Consider the following 21,142-nt stretch of genomic DNA (forward strand, 5'->3'; position numbering starts at 1 on the left):
AATTATAGTAGATGTTCACAGTTTTCTCAATTTTTAAAATATAAATTACAACACTATTGAAAACGCTTTATATTTTGTTATGCTTAAAAGAGATGTGTTTTTATTAAGAACCGACAGGCGGTGAATCAGTGAAACATCATAAAACGTACCATTCTTCAACAATTCAGACAGCAGCCGGCCCTCTTTTGGTAGAAGGGCCCGTTCCTCCAGAGGACCTAGCACAGTATGAGTTTCATGAAGGCCTGACAGCCTTTCGCCTTCCTCATGAACAGCACAAAGCGTTAATCGAGATCGCCGGGCTTCCTGAAGGTCGGATCATTATTGCCAGGGACGGACAGACGATTATCGGCTATGTGACGTATTTATATCCTGATCCGCTTGAACGGTGGTCTGACGGAAATATGGAAGACCTCCTTGAACTCGGGGCGATCGAGGTCGCTCCCGGCTACAGGGGCTGTTCTGTCGGAAAAACTTTGCTGACAGTCAGCATGATGGATGAACAGATGGAATGGTACATCATCATGACGACGGAATATTACTGGCATTGGGATTTAAAAGGAATGAAAAAAGATGTGTGGGAATACAGAAAGATCATGGAAAAGATGATGAATGCCGGGGGTCTTGTCTGGTTCGCAACGGATGAACCGGAAATCAGCTCTCACCCGGCCAATTGTCTGATGGCCCGCATCGGCAGGCACGTCAGTCAGGAGTCAATTGAACAGTTCGACAGGCTTCGTTTTTATCAGCGATTTATGTATTGACTGACATACAAAGGGGATAAAAAGATGATTGCAGAACAAATCATGAAACGGGACGTCATCACCGTCTCAAAACACGACTCCATTGAAACAGCCGTCCGTAAAATGAAGATATATCATATCCGCCATCTCCCTGTCATCGACGACGAGCTGCACGTCATCGGTATTGTCACAGACAGAGACATTAAACAGGCCGGCCCCGGCAGCTTTGAACAAAAGGAACGCGGCGCGTTTCTGACAAACAAAGTGGAGACCATTATGAAGCGGAATGTCATCTGCGCTCATCCGCTTGACTTTGTAGAAGAAATATCCGCTTCCTTTTATGAGCACGGCATCGGCTGTCTGCCGATTACGGTAAACCATAAGCTGACGGGCATTTTAACGAAAACCGACGTGCTCCGGACTTTCGTCAGCCTGACAGGCGCGGCCCAGCCGGGATCACAGGTGGAAATCCTGGTGACGGATATGACAAAAAGCCTTGCTGATCTCAGCTGCATGTGCCGTGATCTTCAGCTGCAAATCCTGAGTGTGCTCGTCTATCCCCATGATTCCGCCGGGTCGAACATTCTCGTCTTCCGGGTGAAGACGATGAATCCGCTCCCTTTTATCCGTGCCGTTCAAGAAGCCGGATACAATGTCTTATGGCCGAAACATTTGAGGGATCAGCCATGAGAGACAGCGTTTTTGTTTACTCGCCTTCTTATCAGACGTATCAATTTCATCAGGAACATCCGTTCAATCAGCGTCGTGTGCTTTTAACATACGATCTGCTTCAGGCGGCGGATGCGTTTGACGAAGGAGATATCGTCACACCGCGCGCGGCCGCTAAAGAAGAGCTGGCTCTCGTTCATACGGAGGATTATATACAGGCGGTGGAACTAGCGGGTGCGGGCCGGCTCCCTGCCGCAGAAGGAGAAAGCTACGGTCTCGGAACGGAAGACACCCCCGTTTTTGCCGGCATGCATGAAGCCGCGTCACTTCTGGTGGGCGGCACCTTAACGGCGGCTGATTATGTCATGACGGGACAAGCAAGGCACGCCTGCAATTTAGGAGGCGGCCTTCACCACGGCTTCCGCGGCAGGGCCTCAGGCTTTTGTATCTATAATGACAGCGCCGTGGCCATCCAATACATCCAGAAGAACTACGGGGCAAAAGTGCTATACATTGATACAGACGCCCATCACGGCGACGGCGTTCAATTTACGTTTTACGACAGGTCTGATGTCTGCACTGTTTCTTTTCACGAGACCGGGCGTTATTTATTTCCCGGGACGGGACAGGTACTGGAAAAAGGAAGCGGGCAAGGCTACGGCTATTCTTTTAACATTCCGCTGGACGCTTTCACAGAGGACGATTCCTTTCTTCACGCTTACAATACGGCCGCCTCAGAAATCGCGGCTTTTTTTAAGCCGGATGTGATTCTTACCCAAAACGGTGCGGACGCCCATTATTACGACCCATTGACACACCTGTCCAATACAATCTCCATTTATCAGGAGATCCCGCGGCTCGCTCATTCATTAGCCCATCAATATTGCAGCGGCAGATGGATCGCGGTCGGCGGCGGCGGATACGATATTTGGAGAGTCGTCCCGAGAGCGTGGAGCCGCATTTGGCTTGAGATGAAAGGGATTGATCCCGGGGAGCGCATACCGCAGAAATGGATTGATAAATGGCAGAAGCACTCCCCCTGCACGTTGCCCGCTTTTTGGAGTGATCCTGAACAATTATATCCTCCGATTCCCCGCAAAGAAGAAATTTCAGAAAAAAATGCCCAAACCGTGGAAAAAGCACTTTTTTCCATCCGGTATGAGCAGCGGTATAAGACTAAATAAAAAACGACCTTATGAGGAGGTCGTTTTTTTGATCACAATTTCTACACGGCGGTTTTCTTTCATATGTCCGGGACTTTTGTTGTCCTTCACAGGTTTCGTATCCGCATACCCGGCAGAGATAAACCGTTTGGCGGAAAAGTCTTCATTCGCGGTAAAATACCGGATCACACTCGCCGCTCTTGCAGACGACAGCTCCCAATTTGACGGAAATTGATAGGTGGAAATCCGGCGACTGTCCGTATGGCCTTCTACCTGTATGTCATTCGGAATTGTTTTTAAAAGCACCGCGATCTGATGCAGAACCGGCTCGGCGTTTTTCAGCACATCCGCTTTTCCTGTCTGAAACAGAACGGCCTCCTGAAGCACCAGAACCACTCCGCGCTCATCGCGCTTCGCCGTCAATTTCGAACTCAAATGATGCGCTTTTATGTATGTCTTCACGTTTTGTAACAGCAAATCCTGTTCTTTATTTTCGTTTGCTTTGTCTGATGACGACGGTTCACCCCCGCTGCCGTTTGTATGAATCGATGAAACGGCAGATTGAAATTTTTCCGCGTCTATTTGCGACATCGAAAAAAGCAATATAAAGAACACGAGAATGAGCGTGATCAAGTCAGCGAACGTCACCATCCATCTCGGTGAACCGCCGGAATGTTCCGGTTTGTTTCTTCTTTCAAAACGCTCTTTTCTAAGCTTCATGGACAGCGCCCTTTTTCTTGTTCGCAGGCTGTCCTTTACGCCAGTCTTCTCTTGAGCTGAAGACGACGAGCTGACTTTCGAGGTTGCGGGGATTTTTGCCCGATTGGATGCCGACAACCCCTTCGATCATGACCTGTTTGATGAAAATTTCACTTTCCGTTTTTTCTTCAAGCTTTGCCGCGATTGGGACAAACACCAAGTTGGCAAGCAGCGCTCCGTACAGCGTCGTCAATAGCGCAACGGCCATGTTCGGTCCGAGGGTGTGCGGGTCATTTAAGTTTTTGAGCATGAGAACGAGTCCGACGAGCGTCCCGATCATTCCCCAGGCAGGTGCGAAATCACCGGCTTTTTCAAAAACGCGTCTTCCTTTTCTGTGTCTTTCTTCCATCGCGGCGATCTCAGAATCCATCACCAGCCGGATCGTTTCCTCGTCCCAGCCGTCAATCGCAAGCAAAAGGCCTTTTTTTAAAAACGGATCCTTGATCTCACGCGCCTGGTCATCCAGAGACAGAAGCCCCTGCCTGCGCGCCTGCTCCGAAAGGCTGACAAATACTCTGACAAGCTCTTTCACATTGTCATCCTGACGGGAGAATACCTGTTTCAGAACAGAAGGGGTTTTCTTTAAATCCCTCGGCGGAAAGCTGATAAAGATCGCCGCAGCAAGGCCGCCTGTGACGATTAAAAAAGAAGTCAGATCTAAAAATGAACTGATTCCCGCCAGTCCCGTCCCTGACAGAATACCGATTGCGACAATAATACAGCCTAACATAAAGCCAACGGGCGTCAGATAATCAAAACGTTTCATATCTTCTCCTTACTCAAGTAAAAAAGCAAGATTCCACCCCTCAGAGTGAAGCTTGCTTTTCCGTTTTTTTATGACTTGGTTGATTGTCTTAATTCGATGCGGTGAGGCAATTCGACGATCTGCTCTTCAACCGGCTCTTTGTTCATCAGTTTTGTCAAAAGTCTCATCGCCACGGCGCCGATATCGTACGTAGGCTGCACGACTGTTGAAAGCTGAGGGCGGACCATCAGGCTCAATCTCGTATTGTCAAAACCGATAATATCAAGATCATCAGGTATCGAAAGACCTTGATCTTGGGCCGCATGGATAATGCCGAGGGCCATTTCATCCGTCGCAGAAAGAATCGCCGTCGGTTTCCGGTCAAGGCCCATCAAGCTTTGAAGCGCCTCCATACCGGAATCATAGGTGTAATCGCCTTCCGCTACGAATTGCTCGTTAAACGGAATCGCCGCTTCTTCAAGCGCCCGTTTGTACCCTTGCAGTTTTTTCGAACGGTTGATCGGCTCTTGCATCGGTCCGGAGACGAATGCAATATCGCGATGCCCTTTATCAATGAAAAGCTTAACGGCATCATAAATCGCCTGTTCATAATCAATGGCGACAGAAGGCGTCTCGCCCTGTTCTTCCACTGATGCCGCCAAGACGATCGGCACAGGAGAGCGCTTAAATTCTTCGACATGCTCGTCCGTAATGTTGCCGCCCATAAATACGATACCGTCCACTTGTTTGCCGAGCATCGTATTTAACAGATGTAGTTCTTTCTCAAGATTTTGGTCCGAGTTGCTTAAAATAATATTATATTTGTACATCGTCGCGATATCTTCAATTCCACGCGCAAGTTCAGAGTAGAAAATGCTTGAGATATCAGGGATGATGACGCCGACCGTAGTCGTTTTTTTGCTTGCAAGCCCTCTTGCCACCGCATTCGGGCGATAGCCGAGCCGGTCAATGGCTTCCAATACTTTTTTTCTGGTCGTCGGTTTTACATTCGGGTTGCCGTTCACGACGCGGGAAACAGTCGCCATACTGACATTTGCTTCTCTGGCCACATCGTATATCGTAATGTTGCTCACTGAAACCACTCCTTTTACTGGATACACTTATCCTTATCTATAGCATAAACACTTTATGTAAAGAAATGTCGTACGATTTCGCATTCTGTCGTTTATGATTGTAAGCGTAAGTCAGTAGTGTACATTATTTTTCATTATTCATCAAATTTAAATATCTCTCATGAAATTATACACGTTTTTCCCAGTGATGAAAACGTTCACTTTCATTTTATAATTAAATAAAATGAAGATACGAAAAAAAAGCCGCGCGAGGCGGCCTTTAAAGAGCGGAACGTTGTATTATGCTTTTACTTTCAGCATTGGCTTTAATTCGTTCAGCCATTTCTCGAATTCAGGTATATCCATCTGCTGCGCAGAGTCTGAAAGGGCAACGGAAGGATCAGGGTGAACTTCGGCCATCACGCCGTCAGCGCCGATCGCAAGCGCCGCTTTTGCTGTCGGAAGCAGGAGATCACGGCGGCCTGTTGAGTGTGTGACGTCAACAAACACCGGCAAGTGAGTTTCCTGTTTCAAAATCGGCACGGCAGAAATGTCGAGTGTGTTTCTCGTTGCCGTTTCGTACGTTCTGATTCCGCGCTCACAAAGAATGATTTGGTCGTTTCCTTGTGACATGATGTATTCAGCTGCATTGATGAACTCTGAAATTGTTGCGGCAAGACCGCGTTTTAACAATACCGGCTTTTTAACGGAACCGGCGGCTTTCAGCAATTCAAAGTTTTGCATGTTCCGCGCGCCGATCTGAATGACGTCAATGTAATCAATCGCTTGCTCAATGTGGGCGGGCGTTACGATTTCACTGATCACCGCGAGGTCATATTCATCAGCGACGCGTTTAAGAATTTGCAGGCCTTCTACGCCGAGACCTTGGAAATCATACGGACTTGTGCGGGGTTTAAACGCGCCCCCGCGCAGGATTTTAATGCCTTGTTTTTTCGCTGCGGCCGCTACTTCGGCAACCTGCTCATAGCTTTCTACGGCACAAGGTCCGACGATGAATCTCTGATCGCCGTCACCGATTTTTTCACCTTTAATATCAACGATCGTATCTTCTGCTTTTTTCTTCCGGGAGACGAGCAACGCTTTGCTGTGATCCTCTTCTTGAAGTTCAAGTCCGGCTTTGAAAATTTCTTTGAAAATATGCTGGATCGTTGAGTTTTCAAATGGGCCGTCATTGCTTTCAATAATGCGGTTAAGCATTGTACGCTCTCTGACAGGGTCAAATCGGTTGACACCCTGTGCTTCCTTTGCTTTACCGATTTCTTTTACAACGGCTCCGCGTTCATTGATTAATTTAAGGATTTCTAAGTTTAGTGCGTCTGCCTGCTGTCTTAGGCTCTCTAATTCCTTGTTGCTCATCTTTTTCATCCCTTCTATGCTATGTTTTATTTTAATGGTTAACATGCATCTTACTACAGTTATGCGAAAATAGGAATATGAAATAATAAATTTTTTCACATTCGACTTTATCACAAAAACGCTTTTAAGCTTTTATGCGTTGAAGCAGTATATATTGATATCCTACATGATCCGGCTGAAATGATCAATAGTTTTTTTCAAAAAAAAACCGCCGGTATCAACCGGCGGCCAGCAATTATGAAAGGTGCTGCTCTATTGCGTTTTTTGTGATTTGTGAATGAGACGCGTGCCATTTCACTTCGCCGTTTGCAATGACGAATACTTGCGGGCTTTCATGTTTCACGCCGTATACCTCGGCGATATAGTTTGAAAGCGGCCGGCTGTCCTGCACCTGCAGGTAATAAGAAGGCACTTCCGAATGCTCCGATGCAAAGGCGTCAAACTCCTGAAACGCGGCTTGGCTGATCGGGCAGGTTGTGCTGTGTTTCAAAAACACCAGCGTGTTTTCTTTCTCAGCGGCATTTTTGAACTCTTCTTCAGACGATATCAGCTGTTTTGTCATGTCGGTTATCTCTCCTTATTGAAGATCAGCGATTTGCCTGACCGGCTTTTTCCCCGGCGTCTTCCGCTTCGGCCTTGATGCTTTGGGCCGTGTCCTGCATTTCGCTTCTCGTCTCTTCGGCTTTCTCGGTTAGTGTGCTCTTAGAACGGTCTTTTAAATCCTTCACTTTATTCATAATCTGGCCTGACTGATCAGCTACCAGCTGGGTGATATTAGATGTTTTGTCTTTGGCGATGCTGACATATTGAGAGCCTTTTTCTTTCGCGTCGGCCGTCATTCTGTCCGTCTTATCCTTTAACGCAGAAGCCTGACTGCCGAGATCGTCGCGCAGCTCCTTACCTGATTTAGGCGCCAGAAACAACGCCGTTGTCGCGCCGATAATTCCCCCGATCAGCGTTCCGATTAAAAAATCCTTACTATTGATTCCATCTTTGCTCATTATGATTCCTCCTTAGTGGATTTTTCTTATGATTAAAGCGATGTTTTTTTCTTTTGCTTCCACTTGTCCCATATTTCCATAGCGGCCTGGCTCCAGGTGACAACCTGACTGATCTTATCCTGATTCTCTCTTACAGAGGCCGTAACGGAACCTGCTGCCTGCTTTATGGATGTATTAAACTGCTGGACGGAAGTTCCCACTTCCTGGACAGCATGGACAACCGTATTTAATTTCTCTGATTTTTCCTGAATGTCTTCCGCGAGACGGTTTGTCTTATGTAACAGCTCGGTTGTCTCTGCGGTAATGCCTTTCATCTGCCCTTCAAGGCCGTCTAAAGTCGAGGCAACGTTTGTTAAAGTCATCTGCACGGACTTTAATGTTTTGGACAGATAGATGACGAGAATGAGAAATGCAACGGCAATGAGTGCGACGCTTAAGTAAAGAATGATGATCATCTAATACCTCCTTAATGCAGGATATAGTGGTATATACCCAATTCTTAAAATGATAAACATATATGAAAGATCTGTATGTATACTATTTCTCCGTTTCTCGGTAAATCCCTTTGCAGCACGCGCAAAAAAGCAGTGAGAGCCCCACTGCTTTTTCGTTACGCTATGACGTTTTCATAGGCTCTCATATATTTTTGAATGTCTCCGGCGCCCATGAAGATCAGCACTGCACCTTCATGCGCTTTTAACACGGATGTGTCATTTTCTTCAATGAGTTCTGCGTTATCGATTTTTTCCTGAAGATCCGTGATCGTGAGCTTGCCGACGTTCTCGCGGGCAGAGCCGAAAATGTCACACAGATACACGCGATCGGCCGCGCTTAAACTTTCTGCGAATTCATCCAGGAATGATTGCGTCCGTGTAAACGTATGCGGCTGAAATACCGCGATAATTTCACGTTCGGGATATTTTTGGCGCGCCGCCTCAATCGTGACTTTGATTTCAGTCGGATGGTGGGCGTAGTCGTCGATCAGTACCTGGCTGCCGATCACTTTTTCATTGAATCTGCGTTTGACGCCGCCGAATGATTCAAGCCCGAGCTTAATCATGTTCACGTCTATCTCTTCATAGTGGCAGAGCGCAATGACCGCTAAGGAATTGAGGACATTGTGATGCCCGTATGCCGGGATGTAGAACGTATCGTAAAACGTATTGCGGACAAAGACGTCAAATGTCGTGCCTTCCGTATTTTTTACGATGTTTCTCGCTTGAAAATCATTTTCTTCTCCCGTGCCGTAATACACGACAGGCACATTGGCGTGAATTTTCGGCAGGTACTCGTCATCACCGCAGGCAATGATGCCTTTGTTGACTTGAAGCGCCATGTTTTGGAAAGCATCAAACACATCGTCAATGTTGGCGAAATAATCAGGGTGGTCAAAATCAATATTCGTCATAATCGCATAATCAGGCTGATAGCTTAAGAAATGACGGCGGTACTCGCAGGCTTCAAATACAAAGTATTCGCTGCTTTCATTTCCTCTGCCCGTTCCGTCCCCGATAAGAAACGAAGTCGGCTTCGCCTGCTGCATCACGTGTGCCAAGAGGCCCGTTGTGGACGTCTTGCCGTGTGCGCCCGTTACCGCGACACTTGTGTATTTTTTCATATATTCAGCTAAAAATTTATGATATCTGATGACAGGAATCCCTTCAGCGAGCGCCTTTGCGATTTCCGGATGAGAATCAGGGAATGCGTTTCCGGCGATTACCGTTAAACCGGGTTTGATGTTATCGGCGCTGAACGGATAGATCGGGATATTTCTTTTTTCAAGGGCAGCCTGAGTGAAAATCTGCTTCTCGATATCCGATCCCTGCACCTGATACCCTGTATCATGCAGGATTTGAGCAAGCGGGCTCATACCTGTCCCTTTTATTCCAACAAAATGATAAACAGTCATAATCGTACCTCCAACAAACGTCTATCTGTTCCCCAGTATATGACGCTCATTTCATTTTGCGACCGCCGCGGGCAAAAAGCCCGCACAGCGGCGCTTCCATTTATTTTTACGTTATCGTCAGTATCTGTAACTTTCTTTTTGATTAAACCTGCCGCATGATATTTCAGCGCGTGACAGTGATGCAGTTTTGATGGTCCATCCACTATCATACCATGTTTGTGAGAAAAATGAACGATATTCTTATTCTTGAGCAATGTCAGCGGCCGTAATCAGCACTTCACGGGGTTTGCTGCCCTTCGCTTCTGAGATCATGCCTTCGGCTTCCATCATGTCAATCAGCCTCGCGGCGCGGTTATAACCGATTCTGAACCTTCTTTGAAGGCTTGAGGTGCTGGCGCTGTTTTGCTCCACGACGAATTGGCACGCCTCAGGAAACAGTTCGTCTTCTTCCTTGAGGGCGGTTCCCTGCCTGATCAGTTCTTCCTGTTCAAACAAATAAGAAGGCGGCAGCTGCTTTCTGACATGAGAGACGACGCGGTCAATTTCTCTGTCGGATACAAAGTTGCCTTGCAGGCGCACCGGTTTTCCGGTACCGTTTTCCCAGTACAGCATGTCGCCTTTTCCGAGCAGCTTTTCCGCTCCCGCCATGTCGATGATTGTTCTGGAATCTACCTGGCTTGAGACGGAGAATGCAATCCTCGTCGGTATGTTTGCCTTGATCATTCCGGTAATGACATCGACAGACGGACGCTGTGTCGCGACAAGCAGATGAATGCCGCAGGCTCTCGCTTTCTGCGCGATTCTGGCAATGCTTTCTTCCACATCGTTCGGCGCGACCATCATTAAATCGGCAAGCTCATCAATGACCACTACGAGGTATGGAAGCTTTTCGCCTGTCTTATGATCGGCGGTTAATTCATTAAAGCGGCCGATATCTCTCACACCCGAATGGGCAAACAGTTCATATCGCCGTTCCATCTCTTCCACAACCCATTTTAACGCGGCGGTCGCGGCTTTGGCGTCCGTGATGACGGGGCTGACCAAATGCGGAATTTGGTTATAAGGCGCAAGCTCGACCATTTTCGGATCAATCAGAAGCATTTTGACATCACTCGGATCCGCCTTATAAAGCAGACTGACCAAAATGGTATTGATGCAGACGCTTTTTCCCGATCCTGTCGCACCCGCTATCAACCCGTGCGGCATCTTTTTCAAATCAATGACGACCGGGTTTCCGGAAATATCGACACCGAGCGCGGCTGTAAGCGGAGACGGATTCGTCCTGAAAGCGGCGCTTCTGATCATCTGCCTTAAATCAACGACTTTGCTTACGCGGTTCGGAACTTCAATGCCGATCGTGTTTTTACCGGGGATCGGCGCCTCAATCCGAATATCCTTGGCAGACAGGCTCAGTTTAATATCATCTGCTAAGTTTGTAATTTTGTTTACTTTCACCCCGGGCTCAGGATGCACTTCAAAACGTGTGACGGACGGGCCTTGTGTGACATGAACGACTTGGGCGCGCACATTAAAGTTTTTCAGTGTAACGTTTAAAAGCTCGCGCTGTTCTTCAATCCACGATTGGTCGTCATGTCTTTGCGCCGGCGGTACGTCCAGAAGCGACAGATTCGGAAAGACATAGCTCGCTCCGCCCTCTGGCGTCTTCGCCTGCTTGTGTTTATCGCTTTTAAGCATCATGACGTTAAACGGTACATTGCGCTCTTTCGGCCGCTCCGCTTTTTTCACAGTCTGAGGCTGTCCGTGATGCTCTGTTTTTTCTTCGGCAGGCCGGGACGGGGCATCGGCCGTCTCGATGCTTGCAGGTTCAGGCTCGGGGTCTGAATGCCGCGTGACTTCATTGTACTCAGGCTGAGAGTCTGCTTCCTGTTCCGCGTCGGTTTCAGCTGATTCGGGCTTGTCTTCAGACTGCGGCTGAACTTCCTCATCGTATCCGGGTTCTGTGTATGTATACGCCGTTTCTTCTGCGGTTTCATAAGGCGGTGCTTTTTCCGGCTCAGGCTCCTGATGTTCCTCCTGCGGCGCCGCTTGTTCCTCTGTGTTTTCAGCCGTTCGGGATACTTCATCCTCAGGCTCTTTAATAGGCTGCGGGCGGGTTTGTTCATGCTCTTGTTCTTCTGTAAAGCCGGCTGACTCCGCGCTTTCCGTGTGCTCCCGCTCTTCAGTCTGCTGCGGTTCTGCTGCTGCAAACACTTGCTCTTTTGCATTCTCAGCCTCGGTGTGAAGCTCCTCTTTTTTAACGGCCGGGATTTCTTCCGTTTCTTGTTTCGTAAACTGTTCTGGCCGGTCATTCGTCTGTTTTGTTATGCCGGATGTTGTGAAGACGGGCTCTTTTTCCGTTTCCTGACCGGCTTTTGGCGGAACAAATTCCTCCTCTGACAGCAATGTTACGTTCTCTTCACGCCGCTTTTCGGATATAGGCGCTTTTTTTATGCTGTGCTGAGATTGAAAGCCGTAAACCGGTGAAGGAATGGATGACGGTTTAAACGGCTTTTTCACCGTATCAGGCTCTTTATGTGTATGCTGTTTCCGCTCGGTTTGCTCCTTCCCGGCGGCATAATCCCGGGACGGCTGGCGGCGTTCGTGCCTTTCCCGCTGTCTTTGGTTTTGCTCCGTTCGCTTATAGCCGTCCGGAACGACAGGGAAGCGGAAATTCCCTTTCGGATATTCGTAATATATTTTAGGATCTTCCATGCGCGTGAATTTGCCTTCTGGCTGATCCGGTATCTGCTGTTTCGGGATTTGGGCATGCGTGTTTGGTTCACGTTCATGCTCTTCTTCTTTTTCACCTAAAAATAAGTCAAAAAATTTATTCAGCCAACTCATGTTTAATCACTCTCTAACTCCCTTTTTAGTAGTCTGGGACGATATTTAGTATACCATTGCCGGGCGGCTCAGAAAAGATTAAGCTCCCAACTGAAGAAAGCCGTTAAGCAGGCCTGCTTAACGGCTTTCTCTCACATCATTCGATTCTGTGCGCTTATTTATGGGAGTTAGAATTGAAATGCTTCGCCGGCCTCGCGGCTGTCTTCAAGAACAAGAATCCCTTTTTCCGCCGGCGCATCCGGCAAAGCGAGTTCTTTCGCGGAGCAGATCATGCCGCTTGACGGAACGCCTCTTAATTCAGCGTCTTTAATCACAAGTCCGCTCGGCATCACCGCGCCGACTTTAGCGACGACGACTTTTTGCCCTTTGTCCACGTTCGGCGCGCCGCAAACGATTTGGAGGGTTTCCTCTCCCACATTCACTTGGCAGATATTCAGTTTATCCGCATTCGGATGTTTTTCTTTCGATTCAACGTGACCGACAACAAATTTCGGAGAAAGGTCAACTGTCAGCGTTTCTGAAACGCCGTTTCTGTTCAGTATTTCATTCACATCCTGAACGAATGTCTCAGACAAAGCGACGGGGCCGTTGTCCTCAATCTGTAGATAAGAAGACACGTTAAAAATATTAAAGCCCGTCGTTTCTTTTGTTTCTTTGTTAAAGATTCTGACGACATCGCCTTCTCTTACATAGCCGATTTCTTCGCGTGCCGCATCTTTAAGAGAGATCAGAAGCGTATCTCCCACACCTTCTTTATTGTAAAAAGCGTTCATAAGAAAAATCCTTTCTAATCCTTTTTCGGCCGGCTTTTCGCCATGATAAACACAGGTTCCAGTCTGCCTTCATTATACAGAAATGAAAGGGCCGTAATCGGCACCGTGCCGCTTGCAAAGAAGCTCATGGACATTTGCCCTAAAATATCATAACCCGATTCATTTCGAATGTCAGCAAGTATTAATACATCCTGATGCGGGACGGAAATCGCCAATTCGCCTTCAGCGGCCTGCTTGTATTCATGAAGAATCGAGTCATTGAGAATCCGGCTGGCGTCATAGCCGTCATTCGCCCTGAAAAAATAAAAATAATTGTCCGCAACCGTATCCTGTTTCACAACTGAAGGAAGAGAGCGGAGATTGAATGACGCCGTCTCCCTGATCCGTTCTTTTGTCCAGTTTTCTTTCTCGAGCATACGGCTGTCAATTAAGCGGTACGTCTTGCCGAGGTCAAGCGCGTAGTAGATTCTCGTTTCGGCCGTATGGTCATCATACACGAGCGGAATGCCGTCGCTCGTTTGATCGGGAAATGATGTGGAGCGGATGACCGGATAGATTCCGGCTTCCTTTCCGGACATCTCCTGTCCGCTGCCTTCCATCGCCTCCATTGCTTCTGACACATAGTAGACGATTTCGTCGATCGCTTCTTCTTTTTTCGTCTCCCACTTCGCAATGATAGGCGGGAGCTCCAATGTGATGCCTTTTTTGGTCGTTTGATCCTCAACACGGAGGGTGTCTTTTTCTCTGTCAAAAAAGAAGGATCGGTTCTCGTGCTGCAGGCGCTGTTTTAATAAATCCGCCAGCTTCCTTGACGTCATTTTCAAAGCCCGTGGCCTCCTTTATGCTTTAGCAAGGGAATCGGTTAAAAATTGCTCAATTTCTTCTTTTGTTTTACGGTCTTTGCTGACGAAGCGGTTCACTTCTTTTCCTCCGTTAAACACAACAAAGCTCGGAATGCCGTAAATTTCCCATTCCGCGCATGTATCAATAAATTGATCGCGGTCTACGTAGTAATAAGTGAATTCAGGAAAGTCCGCTTCCAGCTCAGGGAGAAACGGCTCCACAAAGCGGCAGTCCGGGCACCAATCCGCTGAAAACATAAATACCGCCCAATCGTCTTGTACCGCTTTTTGCAATTCTTCCGTGCTTTCAATCTTTTTCATTGTCATTCCTCCATCTGGATTATGAGTTTTTTATATGCTGATGTTTGTCCAATTGGATCATACCAGACTGTTTACAGCAAGACCAACTATATGCAATATCATTATCATATTTCATTTGCATTATCAAGCAAGTTTCGTTTACCATTTTGCTTGTAGCCGTACGAAAATCTGAATATGTACATAAGGAGGGACAAAAGATGCAGTTTGTCGTGTATTTAGCGGGTGAAATCCACAGTAATTGGCGGGACGAGATCAAACAAAAAGCAACATCGCTGGACCTGCCGATTACGTTTGTCGGCCCGATGGAAAACCATGAACGCTCAGACAATATCGGAGAAGAGATTATGGGCGTGCAGCCCGATTCTGTTTTAAAAGACGCCAGAGCTTCTGATATCAACAATTTCCGTACAGAGGTGCTGATGGAAAAAGCCGATTTTGTGATCGCCCTGTTTGGCGAGAAATATAAGCAGTGGAATACCGCGATGGATGCTTCTTATGCCATCGCAAAAGGAAAGCCGCTCATTCTCATCCGTCCGAAAGAACTTCATCATCCGCTGAAAGAGCTTTCCGGAAAAGCGAATATCACGGTCGAAACCGTCAATCAAGCGATGAAAGCACTCTCTTATTTATTTGAAACAGAATAAGCAGGCCGCCTTTATGCGGTCCTGCTTATTTTTTTACACATTTTCTCTGATCGTTTCGACCGTCTGTTTGTCACTCGCCATGACCAGCTTAATGAGCATTTCTTTCGCCGCGGCATAATCATCGACATGGATGATAGCGGCATTTGTATGAATGTATCTTGAACAAATGCCGATGACGGCAGACGGAACCCCGCTGTTTGATATGTGGACCCGTCCGGCATCCGTTCCCCCGCCTGAAGCGAAATATTGATAAGGGATATTGTGCGTTTCCGCCATATCAAGGACGAACTCTCTCATCCCGCGGTGCATGACCGTCGTTCTGTCGAGAATGCGGAGCAGCACCCCCTCGCCGAGACGGCCGAACAGCTCCTTATCGCCGCTCATATCATTTGCCGGGCTGGCATCAAGCGCGAAAAAGAGATCAGGCTGAATCATGTTGGCCGCTGTCTGCGCCCCTCTCAAGCCGACTTCCTCCTGAACGGTGGCCCCGGCGTACAGATTGTTCGGCAGGTCTTTTCCGTGCAGCTCTTTTAATAGTTCAATGCTTAACCCGCAGCCGTAGCGGTTATCCCACGCTTTGGACAATATTTTCTTCTCGTTGGCCATCGGGGTGAACGGGCAGACAGGCACGACCTGCTGTCCCGGTCTGATCCCCATTTTGACCGCGTCCTCTCTGTCATCGGCACCAATATCAATCATCATATTTTTGATCTCCATCGGCTTTGCGCGCTGGGCATCCGTTAAAATGTGGGGAGGGATGCTTGAGATGACGCCGATAATCGGTCCGTTATCCGTCTGCACCTCGACGCGCTGGGCAAGCAGCACCTGACTCCACCAGCCACCGAGCGTCTGAAATCTCAGCATGCCGTTATCCGTAATCTGCGTTACCATAAACCCGACTTCGTCCATATGGCCGGCTACCATAACGGTCGGCGCATCTTCAGCGCCGCGCCTTACTCCGAAAACACTTCCGAGTCTGTCCTGCACGATGTCATCCGCATATTTCGCAAGCTCCCGTTTCATAAAGGAGCGGACCTGATGTTCATTTCCCGGTGCGCCGGGAAGCTGCGTCAGCGTCCGGAAAAGCGTTTTCGTTTCCTCATTCATATTTTCCCCTCATTTCTATGTAATGCTTTTATTTTATTAGAAAAACAACCGTTTTCCAAGCGCTCAGATTGAATGGGCTGGAAAACCGCCGCTTTACTTAACACCGTCTGGCATCTTCTGTATAATAAAAACTACGACATAATTGGAGGTGCTTCATATTGAAATTACGTCATTTTCTCTTAGGTGCAGGAGTCGGATTATGCGCTGCCATCGCAGTGAAAAAGTATGCGATGAAACCTTATATCTCTTCAGAAAAAGCGCTCCGTATCGTGAAAGCGGCTTTTAAACAGCGCGGGCCGATAGACGGATCATGGATTTACACAGAGCCCGAGCCCTACCAGGTAAACGGAGAAACCATCCAGGTATACAAAACCGGCGTGACACGTTCGGCATTCGGCGAACTGGAGCAATATGAAGTTATGGTCAATGCAAAAACAGGCCAGATTGTCGATGTCATTGATTCTGTCGCCTCATAATTCGGACAAGCAAAAAATAAAGCCCAAAACCATCAGCGTTTTGGGCTTTATTCGGTTACATCGGCCGAATTCGTTTATATACGGGGTGCCACATCGCATCCTGCACCGCTTGGATCAGATCCTCGGGTTCCGTTTCCGCTACACCGTCCTGAATGGCCGCTTTAGCTACAGCTACCGCCACAGTTGCCGATACCGTCCTGAGATCCTCCACTTTCGGAAGCATCGGCGCCCCCGGCTTGCCGACATCCACCATACCGGCGATGGCATTCGCGCAGGCAACGAACATATTGTCCGTAATGATCCTTGCTTTTGTCACAATCGTGCCGAGTCCGAGTCCCGGGAATACGAGCGCGTTGTTCGCCTGTCCGATATGGTAGGTAACGCCGTTATACGCAACAGGCGGAAACGGACTACCCGTAGTGACAAGCGCGCGGCCTTCCGTCCATTTAATCAAATCTTCAGGTTTTGCTTCTGATAATGTCGTCGGGTTTGACATCGGCAAAATAGCCGGCCGTTTGACATGCGAGGCCATTTCTTTGACGATTTCTTCCGTAAATGCGCCTGATACGGTGGATGTGCCGATCAGAATCGTCGGCTTGGCCTGACGCACAGTCTCCGCCAGATCAATTGATCCGCCTTCACCGCTGCGGCCGTACTCTTTCACTTCATCAGCAGGGCGCGCGTACGGAACCTGAAAATCACGCAAGTCCTTCATATCATCCGTTAACAATCCGTTTCTGTCGATACACCAAAAATGGCTGTAGGATTCTTCTTCGCTTAATCCGTCATGCACCATGGCTTCGCGCAGCTGCTCAGCAATTCCGATACCGGCCGTTCCCGCGCCGAAGACGACGACTTTATGCTCTTTTAAAGGCACTTTTGATGCTTTTGCACACGCTAAAACAGCTGCAAGCGATACCGCGCCCGTTCCTTGAATGTCATCGTTAAACGTACAGACTTTATCTTTATACCGTTTTAATATGCCGCGGGCGTTAGCCGTACCGAAATCCTCCCAATGAAGCAGCGCATTCGGGAATGTTTCCCGGGCAAGCGAGACATACTCATCAATAAAGCGGTCATATTTCTCGCCGCGCACTCTTGAATGCTGGTTTCCGACATACAGCGGGTCATTTAAGAGGCTTTCCTGATTTGTCCCCGCGTCCAATACGACCGCAAGCACTCGTGACGGATCAATTCCGGCCGCCGCCGTATACACCGCGAGTTTTCCGACAGAAATGGCGATGCCGCCGACGCCCCAGTCACCGATTCCCAGAATGCCCTCCGCATCTGTGGCAACGATTAAGTCAATGTTTTCATTTTTTCCGAACTGCTGAAATGCGGCGCGCATTCCCTCAGGATCATCTATTGACAAATACAGACCGCGGGGTTTTCTGTACTCATGGCTGTAACGCTGGATCGCGGTGCCGACGGTCGGCGTATATACGATCGGCAGCATTTCGCCTAAATGATCATTTAACAGCCTGTAAAATAACGTTTCATTCCGATCATGGAGAGCGGTCAAGTAGACATTTTTGCTCAGCTCATCAGGCTGCGAACTGAATTGTTCGTAGGCCCGCCTCGCCTGCTCTTCGATTGTCAATACTTTCGGCGGCAGAAACCCCTCGAGCCCGAGTTCCTTTCTTTCCTCCTGTGTAAAGGCCACCCCTTTATTTAAAAAAGGCGTAGAAAGCACTTCTAATCCGCGCAGAGTTGTTTTGATTTCTCCATCTTTCGTCACTTGAAATTGATTCACCTGTCTCTTCCTTTCAAAGCAATTTGTCTTAGGTTTGCTTTTATTCCCGAAATTCATACAGGCAAATCATCGATCCGCTTATTTTTTCTCCCGTTTGACAGACGCGGCCACTTCGCCATCTTCTCCCCATTTTACCGCTCTGTAAATCGCGTCGTGATAGAAAATCAGCCAGGCGTCTTTTTCTGCCGCGAACGTCTGCCATTTCTGCTTTTCTGGAATAGAGGTCATCGGATAATCATCATAGGCCAGCACCCATAACGGATTTTTATGCGCATTCGTCGGCATCAGGTCGGCAAAATGCACAGCCGCCTCCCCACCGTCTTCTAAGACGATGACGCTGTGGCCGTCGCTGTGGCCGCCGGTGTGGTGCATCGTAATGCCTTCTGTCAGCTGATACTCGTTTTCAAAGGTTTCGACCTGATCTTGTACCGCCTCCCAATTTTCTCTCCAATATGTATTTTTCGATCTGATATTAGGGTTTCTCATTTCGCGCCACTCTGTTGCAGAAGTGATAATGCGGGCATTCGGGAAAACAGAGACAAGCTCCTCTCCGCTGTACTCCGTCAGGCCGCATGCATGGTCAAAATGAAGATGGGTCATCGCGGCAATATGAATGTCCTCACAGGAAAGCCCGAGGTCACGAAGAGATTGTTTCAGATTGGATTCCTGTGTTACGCCGTAATTCCTTTTTTGTTTATCAGAGAACTTCCCTCGGCCGATACCCGCGTCAACCAATATATTCAGGCCGTTTTTTCTGATCAGAATCGGGTCTGTTCTTAATTCAATCTGGTTTTTGTCATTTACGGGGTATTTTCTCGACCATAAAGGTTTCGGAACAACGCCGAACATCGCTCCGCCGTCCATATGTGTTACACCGCCGTCCAGCCATGTTAATGAAATATTCCCAATATTCAATGTCTCCATCTTGATCCCTCCTGATGTAATGGTAGCAAATGGCGGCATAAAAAAACAGACTCCCGCATCAGAGTCTGTCTTTTGTTCTCCATTCAACTTCGGCCCGGTAAATCGGCTGGCCGAGCGCGGAGAATTTTTCTTCGTATTCTGTCATAATATTGCCCTTCGGATCGCTGTTGTGCAGATCAAGGCTGACTTCCGTCAGAAGCAGGCCGTATTCGGAAAAGCTTTTCAGAGAGTATTCGAATAAACCGCGGTTATCGGTTTTAAAATGAATCTCACCTGTTTCGCCCATCACTTCTTCGTATTTTTTCAAGAACGTTTTAAATGTTAAACGGCGCTTTTCGTGGCGGTTTTTCGGCCACGGGTCAGAAAAGTTTAGATATACGCGCTTGATTTCTCCCCGTTCAAATACGTCATTCAGTGTTTCCGCGTCTATATTTAACAAACGGACATTGTGAGCCCCGCTGTCCTTAACTTTTTGGACGGCAGTGACGATGACGCTTTTAAACAGCTCAATCCCGATATAGTTGATATCCGGATTCTGCTTGGCCATTCCTGAAATGAACTGCCCTTTTCCCGTACCGACTTCAATATGGATCGGGTTGTCATTGCCAAAGACCGTGTTCCACCGCCCTTTATACTGGGCCGGATCACTGATGGCGATGTCAGCGTTTTCTGCCAGAAAATCATTCGCCCAAGGTTTATGGCGCATTCTCATATGATTGACACCTCTATCTATAATTTCGAGTAACAACATACCATGAAACATAAAGAGCCGCAAGCGCCTTTTAAAGGCGCCGGCTGCATAAAAAAAGAGGCTCCCCGGTCCGGAACACTCATGTGATGCATAAAACCGCACCGCTTTGCACAATGTATGACACAGAAAGGATGTGTATATGAATCATGGGCTTAACAAGCGAACATCAGGTCCGGTTATTAAAGGACATACTGGCCGACCATCAATTGGATTGCTGCGGCACGGTTGCCGAGTATGAACAGCTGGAGCGCGTCATCAAATCACTGATGGCCAACACCGGGCTTGATTCAAATATAAAAAACGTGCTCGAGGATGTCTACCGCTACAGCCAGTCCGGCATCACGGCCGATTCCATCGACACGCATATTCAGGAGCACCAAAACCATTTGTCCCAATGGGTGGAGCAGATGGATTCGTACTCCTGACTACTTGACAATCCGCTTCATCAGGGCATGAAGCTCTTCCATGGCATCATGATACGCTTTGTCGTTTCCTTTTGATTTGTGCCAGGCGATGAAGGTGATGGTCTCCGATAACATGTACCACGCCATCCTCAGCCGAAGCCCTTCCGTGAGCTTCATGCCGTACATCCCAAGCCAGCTGTCCCACGCTGGCTCTTCGACGTAATGATACAATAAAGGGCCGAGATCCATGGCCGGATCAGCTATCATGGCGCCGTCCCAATCTATTAAATACAGCTGGTTGTCTTCAGACAGAAGCCAGTTATTATGATTCACATCACAATGGCAAACGACTTTTTCACCGAATTGCACCTGATCCACATGAGCTTCCAAATAAGCAAGGCCTTCCTGAATAAGCGGCGAAAATTGCCGCACGGCAAAGACGGCCTGCTTCAGCTGCGACAAAAGGGCGCCCGGATCAAGCGGTTCTTTTCCCAATCTTTTCAGCATGTCGAGCAAAGCTTTTGATGTGTGGATTTTGCGGAGCAGCTCAGCCACCGGGCGTCCGCTCATATCCTTTGCCTTCAGCTCCCTGCCCGCCATCCAATGCTGAGCCGTAATGACGTCTCCGTTTTCCATCCGTTTCGTCCAAACCAGCTTCGGAACAATGCCTTCGGCGGATAACACGGCTAAAAAGGGCGAGCTATTACGTTTTAAAAAAAGCTGTTGGCCGTTATGTTTCGCATAATATGCATCTCCTGTAGCTCCTCCGGCGGGGAAGATCTCCCAATCGCTACCTAGTAATTGTCCCAACCAGTTCATATCAATGTTCAACCCATCATTTCTTAAAATATTTTAGAATAGGCCTCC

The 21,142-nt window shown here is 48.1% G+C and carries 23 protein-coding genes; 6 read left to right on the forward strand and 17 right to left on the reverse strand.

Going from position 1 to position 21,142, the window contains the following annotated elements; genetic code table 11:
- Positions 1-128: 128 nt before the first annotated feature.
- Genes NYE28_RS15560 through NYE28_RS15570 form a run of 3 tightly spaced genes read left to right on the forward strand, consistent with a single transcriptional unit; the run spans position 129 to position 2,593 of the window.
- On the forward strand, positions 129-761 hold the full coding sequence (locus NYE28_RS15560; protein ID WP_342490162.1) for a GNAT family N-acetyltransferase: 633 nt from the start codon (positions 129-131) through the stop codon (positions 759-761).
- Positions 762-785: 24 nt separating this feature from the next.
- A complete protein-coding gene (locus tag NYE28_RS15565; RefSeq protein WP_012118206.1) occupies positions 786-1,430 on the forward strand; it encodes an acetoin utilization AcuB family protein in 645 nt (214 codons plus the stop codon).
- Positions 1,427-2,593, forward strand: a complete 1,167-nt coding sequence (locus tag NYE28_RS15570; protein ID WP_342490484.1) for an acetoin utilization protein AcuC — start codon at positions 1,427-1,429, stop codon at positions 2,591-2,593. Before NYE28_RS15565 ends, NYE28_RS15570 begins: the two co-directional genes overlap by 4 nt.
- A 9-nt stretch (positions 2,594-2,602) precedes the next feature.
- Here the strand turns inward: NYE28_RS15570 and motS are convergent, their stop codons facing one another.
- From motS to NYE28_RS15630, 12 genes are all read right to left on the reverse strand, one after another.
- The gene (gene motS, locus NYE28_RS15575) at positions 2,603-3,292 is read right to left on the reverse strand and encodes a flagellar motor protein MotS (protein WP_076425121.1); all 690 of its coding nucleotides are present in this window, start codon (positions 3,290-3,292) and stop codon (positions 2,603-2,605) included.
- A complete protein-coding gene (motP, locus tag NYE28_RS15580) occupies positions 3,282-4,097 on the reverse strand; it encodes a flagellar motor protein MotP (protein ID WP_342490163.1) in 816 nt (271 codons plus the stop codon). Before motP ends, motS begins: the two co-directional genes overlap by 11 nt.
- A gap of 68 nt (positions 4,098-4,165) precedes the next feature.
- Positions 4,166-5,170, reverse strand: a complete 1,005-nt coding sequence (gene ccpA, locus NYE28_RS15585) for a catabolite control protein A (RefSeq protein ID WP_012118209.1) — start codon at positions 5,168-5,170, stop codon at positions 4,166-4,168.
- Positions 5,171-5,449: 279 nt separating this feature from the next.
- A complete protein-coding gene (locus tag NYE28_RS15590) occupies positions 5,450-6,526 on the reverse strand; it encodes a bifunctional 3-deoxy-7-phosphoheptulonate synthase/chorismate mutase (RefSeq protein WP_003152383.1) in 1,077 nt (358 codons plus the stop codon).
- A 235-nt stretch (positions 6,527-6,761) separates the two neighbouring features.
- Positions 6,762-7,088, reverse strand: coding sequence for a bacillithiol system redox-active protein YtxJ (gene ytxJ, locus NYE28_RS15595; RefSeq protein ID WP_342490164.1), 327 nt, complete (start codon positions 7,086-7,088; stop codon positions 6,762-6,764).
- A gap of 25 nt (positions 7,089-7,113) precedes the next feature.
- Positions 7,114-7,527 (reverse strand): YtxH domain-containing protein, encoded by a 414-nt coding sequence (locus NYE28_RS15600; RefSeq protein ID WP_003152380.1) that lies wholly within the window; start codon positions 7,525-7,527, stop codon positions 7,114-7,116.
- 32 nt (positions 7,528-7,559) lie between these two features.
- Positions 7,560-7,982: a DUF948 domain-containing protein gene (locus NYE28_RS15605; RefSeq protein ID WP_007408777.1), complete on the reverse strand. Its 423-nt coding sequence runs from the start codon at positions 7,980-7,982 to the stop codon at positions 7,560-7,562.
- A gap of 155 nt (positions 7,983-8,137) precedes the next feature.
- Complete coding sequence (murC, locus tag NYE28_RS15610) at positions 8,138-9,436, reverse strand: UDP-N-acetylmuramate--L-alanine ligase (RefSeq protein WP_032873626.1); 1,299 nt, start codon at positions 9,434-9,436, stop codon at positions 8,138-8,140.
- 240 nt (positions 9,437-9,676) lie between these two features.
- Positions 9,677-12,280: a DNA translocase FtsK gene (locus NYE28_RS15615; protein ID WP_160242218.1), complete on the reverse strand. Its 2,604-nt coding sequence runs from the start codon at positions 12,278-12,280 to the stop codon at positions 9,677-9,679.
- Between the two features lie 167 nt (positions 12,281-12,447).
- Positions 12,448-13,053: a YtpR family tRNA-binding protein gene (gene ytpR / locus NYE28_RS15620; protein ID WP_094031890.1), complete on the reverse strand. Its 606-nt coding sequence runs from the start codon at positions 13,051-13,053 to the stop codon at positions 12,448-12,450.
- Between the two features lie 14 nt (positions 13,054-13,067).
- On the reverse strand, positions 13,068-13,877 hold the full coding sequence (locus NYE28_RS15625; protein ID WP_012118213.1) for a DUF1444 domain-containing protein: 810 nt from the start codon (positions 13,875-13,877) through the stop codon (positions 13,068-13,070).
- Between the two features lie 15 nt (positions 13,878-13,892).
- A complete protein-coding gene (locus NYE28_RS15630) occupies positions 13,893-14,216 on the reverse strand; it encodes a thioredoxin family protein (protein ID WP_003152373.1) in 324 nt (107 codons plus the stop codon).
- A 197-nt stretch (positions 14,217-14,413) separates the two neighbouring features.
- Here NYE28_RS15630 and NYE28_RS15635 point away from each other — a divergent pair, with 197 nt between their 5' ends.
- Positions 14,414-14,860, forward strand: coding sequence for a YtoQ family protein (locus NYE28_RS15635; RefSeq protein WP_012118214.1), 447 nt, complete (start codon positions 14,414-14,416; stop codon positions 14,858-14,860).
- 33 nt (positions 14,861-14,893) lie between these two features.
- Here the strand turns inward: NYE28_RS15635 and NYE28_RS15640 are convergent, their stop codons facing one another.
- Positions 14,894-15,967, reverse strand: a complete 1,074-nt coding sequence (locus NYE28_RS15640; protein ID WP_003152370.1) for a M42 family metallopeptidase — start codon at positions 15,965-15,967, stop codon at positions 14,894-14,896.
- Positions 15,968-16,125: 158 nt separating this feature from the next.
- Between NYE28_RS15640 and NYE28_RS15645 the strand changes: the two genes are divergently transcribed.
- Positions 16,126-16,443: a PepSY domain-containing protein gene (locus tag NYE28_RS15645; protein ID WP_003152366.1), complete on the forward strand. Its 318-nt coding sequence runs from the start codon at positions 16,126-16,128 to the stop codon at positions 16,441-16,443.
- 55 nt (positions 16,444-16,498) lie between these two features.
- On the opposite strand, the gene NYE28_RS15650 is transcribed toward NYE28_RS15645, so the two are convergent.
- The 3 genes from NYE28_RS15650 to trmB form a co-directional block, all read right to left on the reverse strand.
- Positions 16,499-18,196, reverse strand: a complete 1,698-nt coding sequence (locus tag NYE28_RS15650) for an NAD-dependent malic enzyme (RefSeq protein ID WP_031379297.1) — start codon at positions 18,194-18,196, stop codon at positions 16,499-16,501.
- Positions 18,197-18,274: 78 nt separating this feature from the next.
- Positions 18,275-19,120: an MBL fold metallo-hydrolase gene (locus NYE28_RS15655; protein ID WP_012118216.1), complete on the reverse strand. Its 846-nt coding sequence runs from the start codon at positions 19,118-19,120 to the stop codon at positions 18,275-18,277.
- Between the two features lie 58 nt (positions 19,121-19,178).
- Positions 19,179-19,832: a tRNA (guanosine(46)-N7)-methyltransferase TrmB gene (trmB, locus tag NYE28_RS15660; RefSeq protein WP_003152359.1), complete on the reverse strand. Its 654-nt coding sequence runs from the start codon at positions 19,830-19,832 to the stop codon at positions 19,179-19,181.
- A 185-nt stretch (positions 19,833-20,017) separates the two neighbouring features.
- On the opposite strand from trmB, the gene NYE28_RS15665 reads away from it, so the two are divergent.
- On the forward strand, positions 20,018-20,296 hold the full coding sequence (locus NYE28_RS15665; RefSeq protein ID WP_003152357.1) for a YtzH-like family protein: 279 nt from the start codon (positions 20,018-20,020) through the stop codon (positions 20,294-20,296).
- Here the strand turns inward: NYE28_RS15665 and NYE28_RS15670 are convergent, their stop codons facing one another.
- On the reverse strand, positions 20,297-21,094 hold the full coding sequence (locus NYE28_RS15670) for a phosphotransferase family protein (RefSeq protein WP_003152355.1): 798 nt from the start codon (positions 21,092-21,094) through the stop codon (positions 20,297-20,299).
- Positions 21,095-21,142 lie beyond the last annotated feature (48 nt).

Source organism: Bacillus sp. FSL R5-0443, from assembly GCF_038608285.1.
GTDB lineage: Bacteria > Bacillota > Bacilli > Bacillales > Bacillaceae > Bacillus > Bacillus velezensis.

What these genes read in the sequence shown, in the direction of transcription:
- NYE28_RS15565 (WP_012118206.1), top strand. Translation starts at nt 786, where the DNA reads ATGATTGCAGAACAAATCATGAAACGGGACGTCATCACCGTCTCAAAA.
- motP (WP_342490163.1), bottom strand. Translation starts at nt 4,097, where the DNA reads ATGAAACGTTTTGATTATCTGACGCCCGTTGGCTTTATGTTAGGCTGT.
- ytpR (WP_094031890.1), bottom strand. Translation starts at nt 13,053, where the DNA reads ATGAACGCTTTTTACAATAAAGAAGGTGTGGGAGATACGCTTCTGATC.
- murC (WP_032873626.1), bottom strand. Translation starts at nt 9,436, where the DNA reads ATGACTGTTTATCATTTTGTTGGAATAAAAGGGACAGGTATGAGCCCG.
- NYE28_RS15670 (WP_003152355.1), bottom strand. Translation starts at nt 21,094, where the DNA reads ATGAACTGGTTGGGACAATTACTAGGTAGCGATTGGGAGATCTTCCCC.
- trmB (WP_003152359.1), bottom strand. Translation starts at nt 19,832, where the DNA reads ATGAGAATGCGCCATAAACCTTGGGCGAATGATTTTCTGGCAGAAAAC.
- NYE28_RS15605 (WP_007408777.1), bottom strand. Translation starts at nt 7,982, where the DNA reads ATGATCATCATTCTTTACTTAAGCGTCGCACTCATTGCCGTTGCATTT.
- NYE28_RS15655 (WP_012118216.1), bottom strand. Translation starts at nt 19,120, where the DNA reads ATGGAGACATTGAATATTGGGAATATTTCATTAACATGGCTGGACGGC.
- NYE28_RS15630 (WP_003152373.1), bottom strand. Translation starts at nt 14,216, where the DNA reads ATGAAAAAGATTGAAAGCACGGAAGAATTGCAAAAAGCGGTACAAGAC.
- NYE28_RS15635 (WP_012118214.1), top strand. Translation starts at nt 14,414, where the DNA reads ATGCAGTTTGTCGTGTATTTAGCGGGTGAAATCCACAGTAATTGGCGG.
- NYE28_RS15665 (WP_003152357.1), top strand. Translation starts at nt 20,018, where the DNA reads ATGGGCTTAACAAGCGAACATCAGGTCCGGTTATTAAAGGACATACTG.
- motS (WP_076425121.1), bottom strand. Translation starts at nt 3,292, where the DNA reads ATGAAGCTTAGAAAAGAGCGTTTTGAAAGAAGAAACAAACCGGAACAT.
- NYE28_RS15615 (WP_160242218.1), bottom strand. Translation starts at nt 12,280, where the DNA reads ATGAGTTGGCTGAATAAATTTTTTGACTTATTTTTAGGTGAAAAAGAA.
- NYE28_RS15600 (WP_003152380.1), bottom strand. Translation starts at nt 7,527, where the DNA reads ATGAGCAAAGATGGAATCAATAGTAAGGATTTTTTAATCGGAACGCTG.
- ytxJ (WP_342490164.1), bottom strand. Translation starts at nt 7,088, where the DNA reads ATGACAAAACAGCTGATATCGTCTGAAGAAGAGTTCAAAAATGCCGCT.
- NYE28_RS15590 (WP_003152383.1), bottom strand. Translation starts at nt 6,526, where the DNA reads ATGAGCAACAAGGAATTAGAGAGCCTAAGACAGCAGGCAGACGCACTA.
- NYE28_RS15640 (WP_003152370.1), bottom strand. Translation starts at nt 15,967, where the DNA reads ATGAATGAGGAAACGAAAACGCTTTTCCGGACGCTGACGCAGCTTCCC.
- NYE28_RS15570 (WP_342490484.1), top strand. Translation starts at nt 1,427, where the DNA reads ATGAGAGACAGCGTTTTTGTTTACTCGCCTTCTTATCAGACGTATCAA.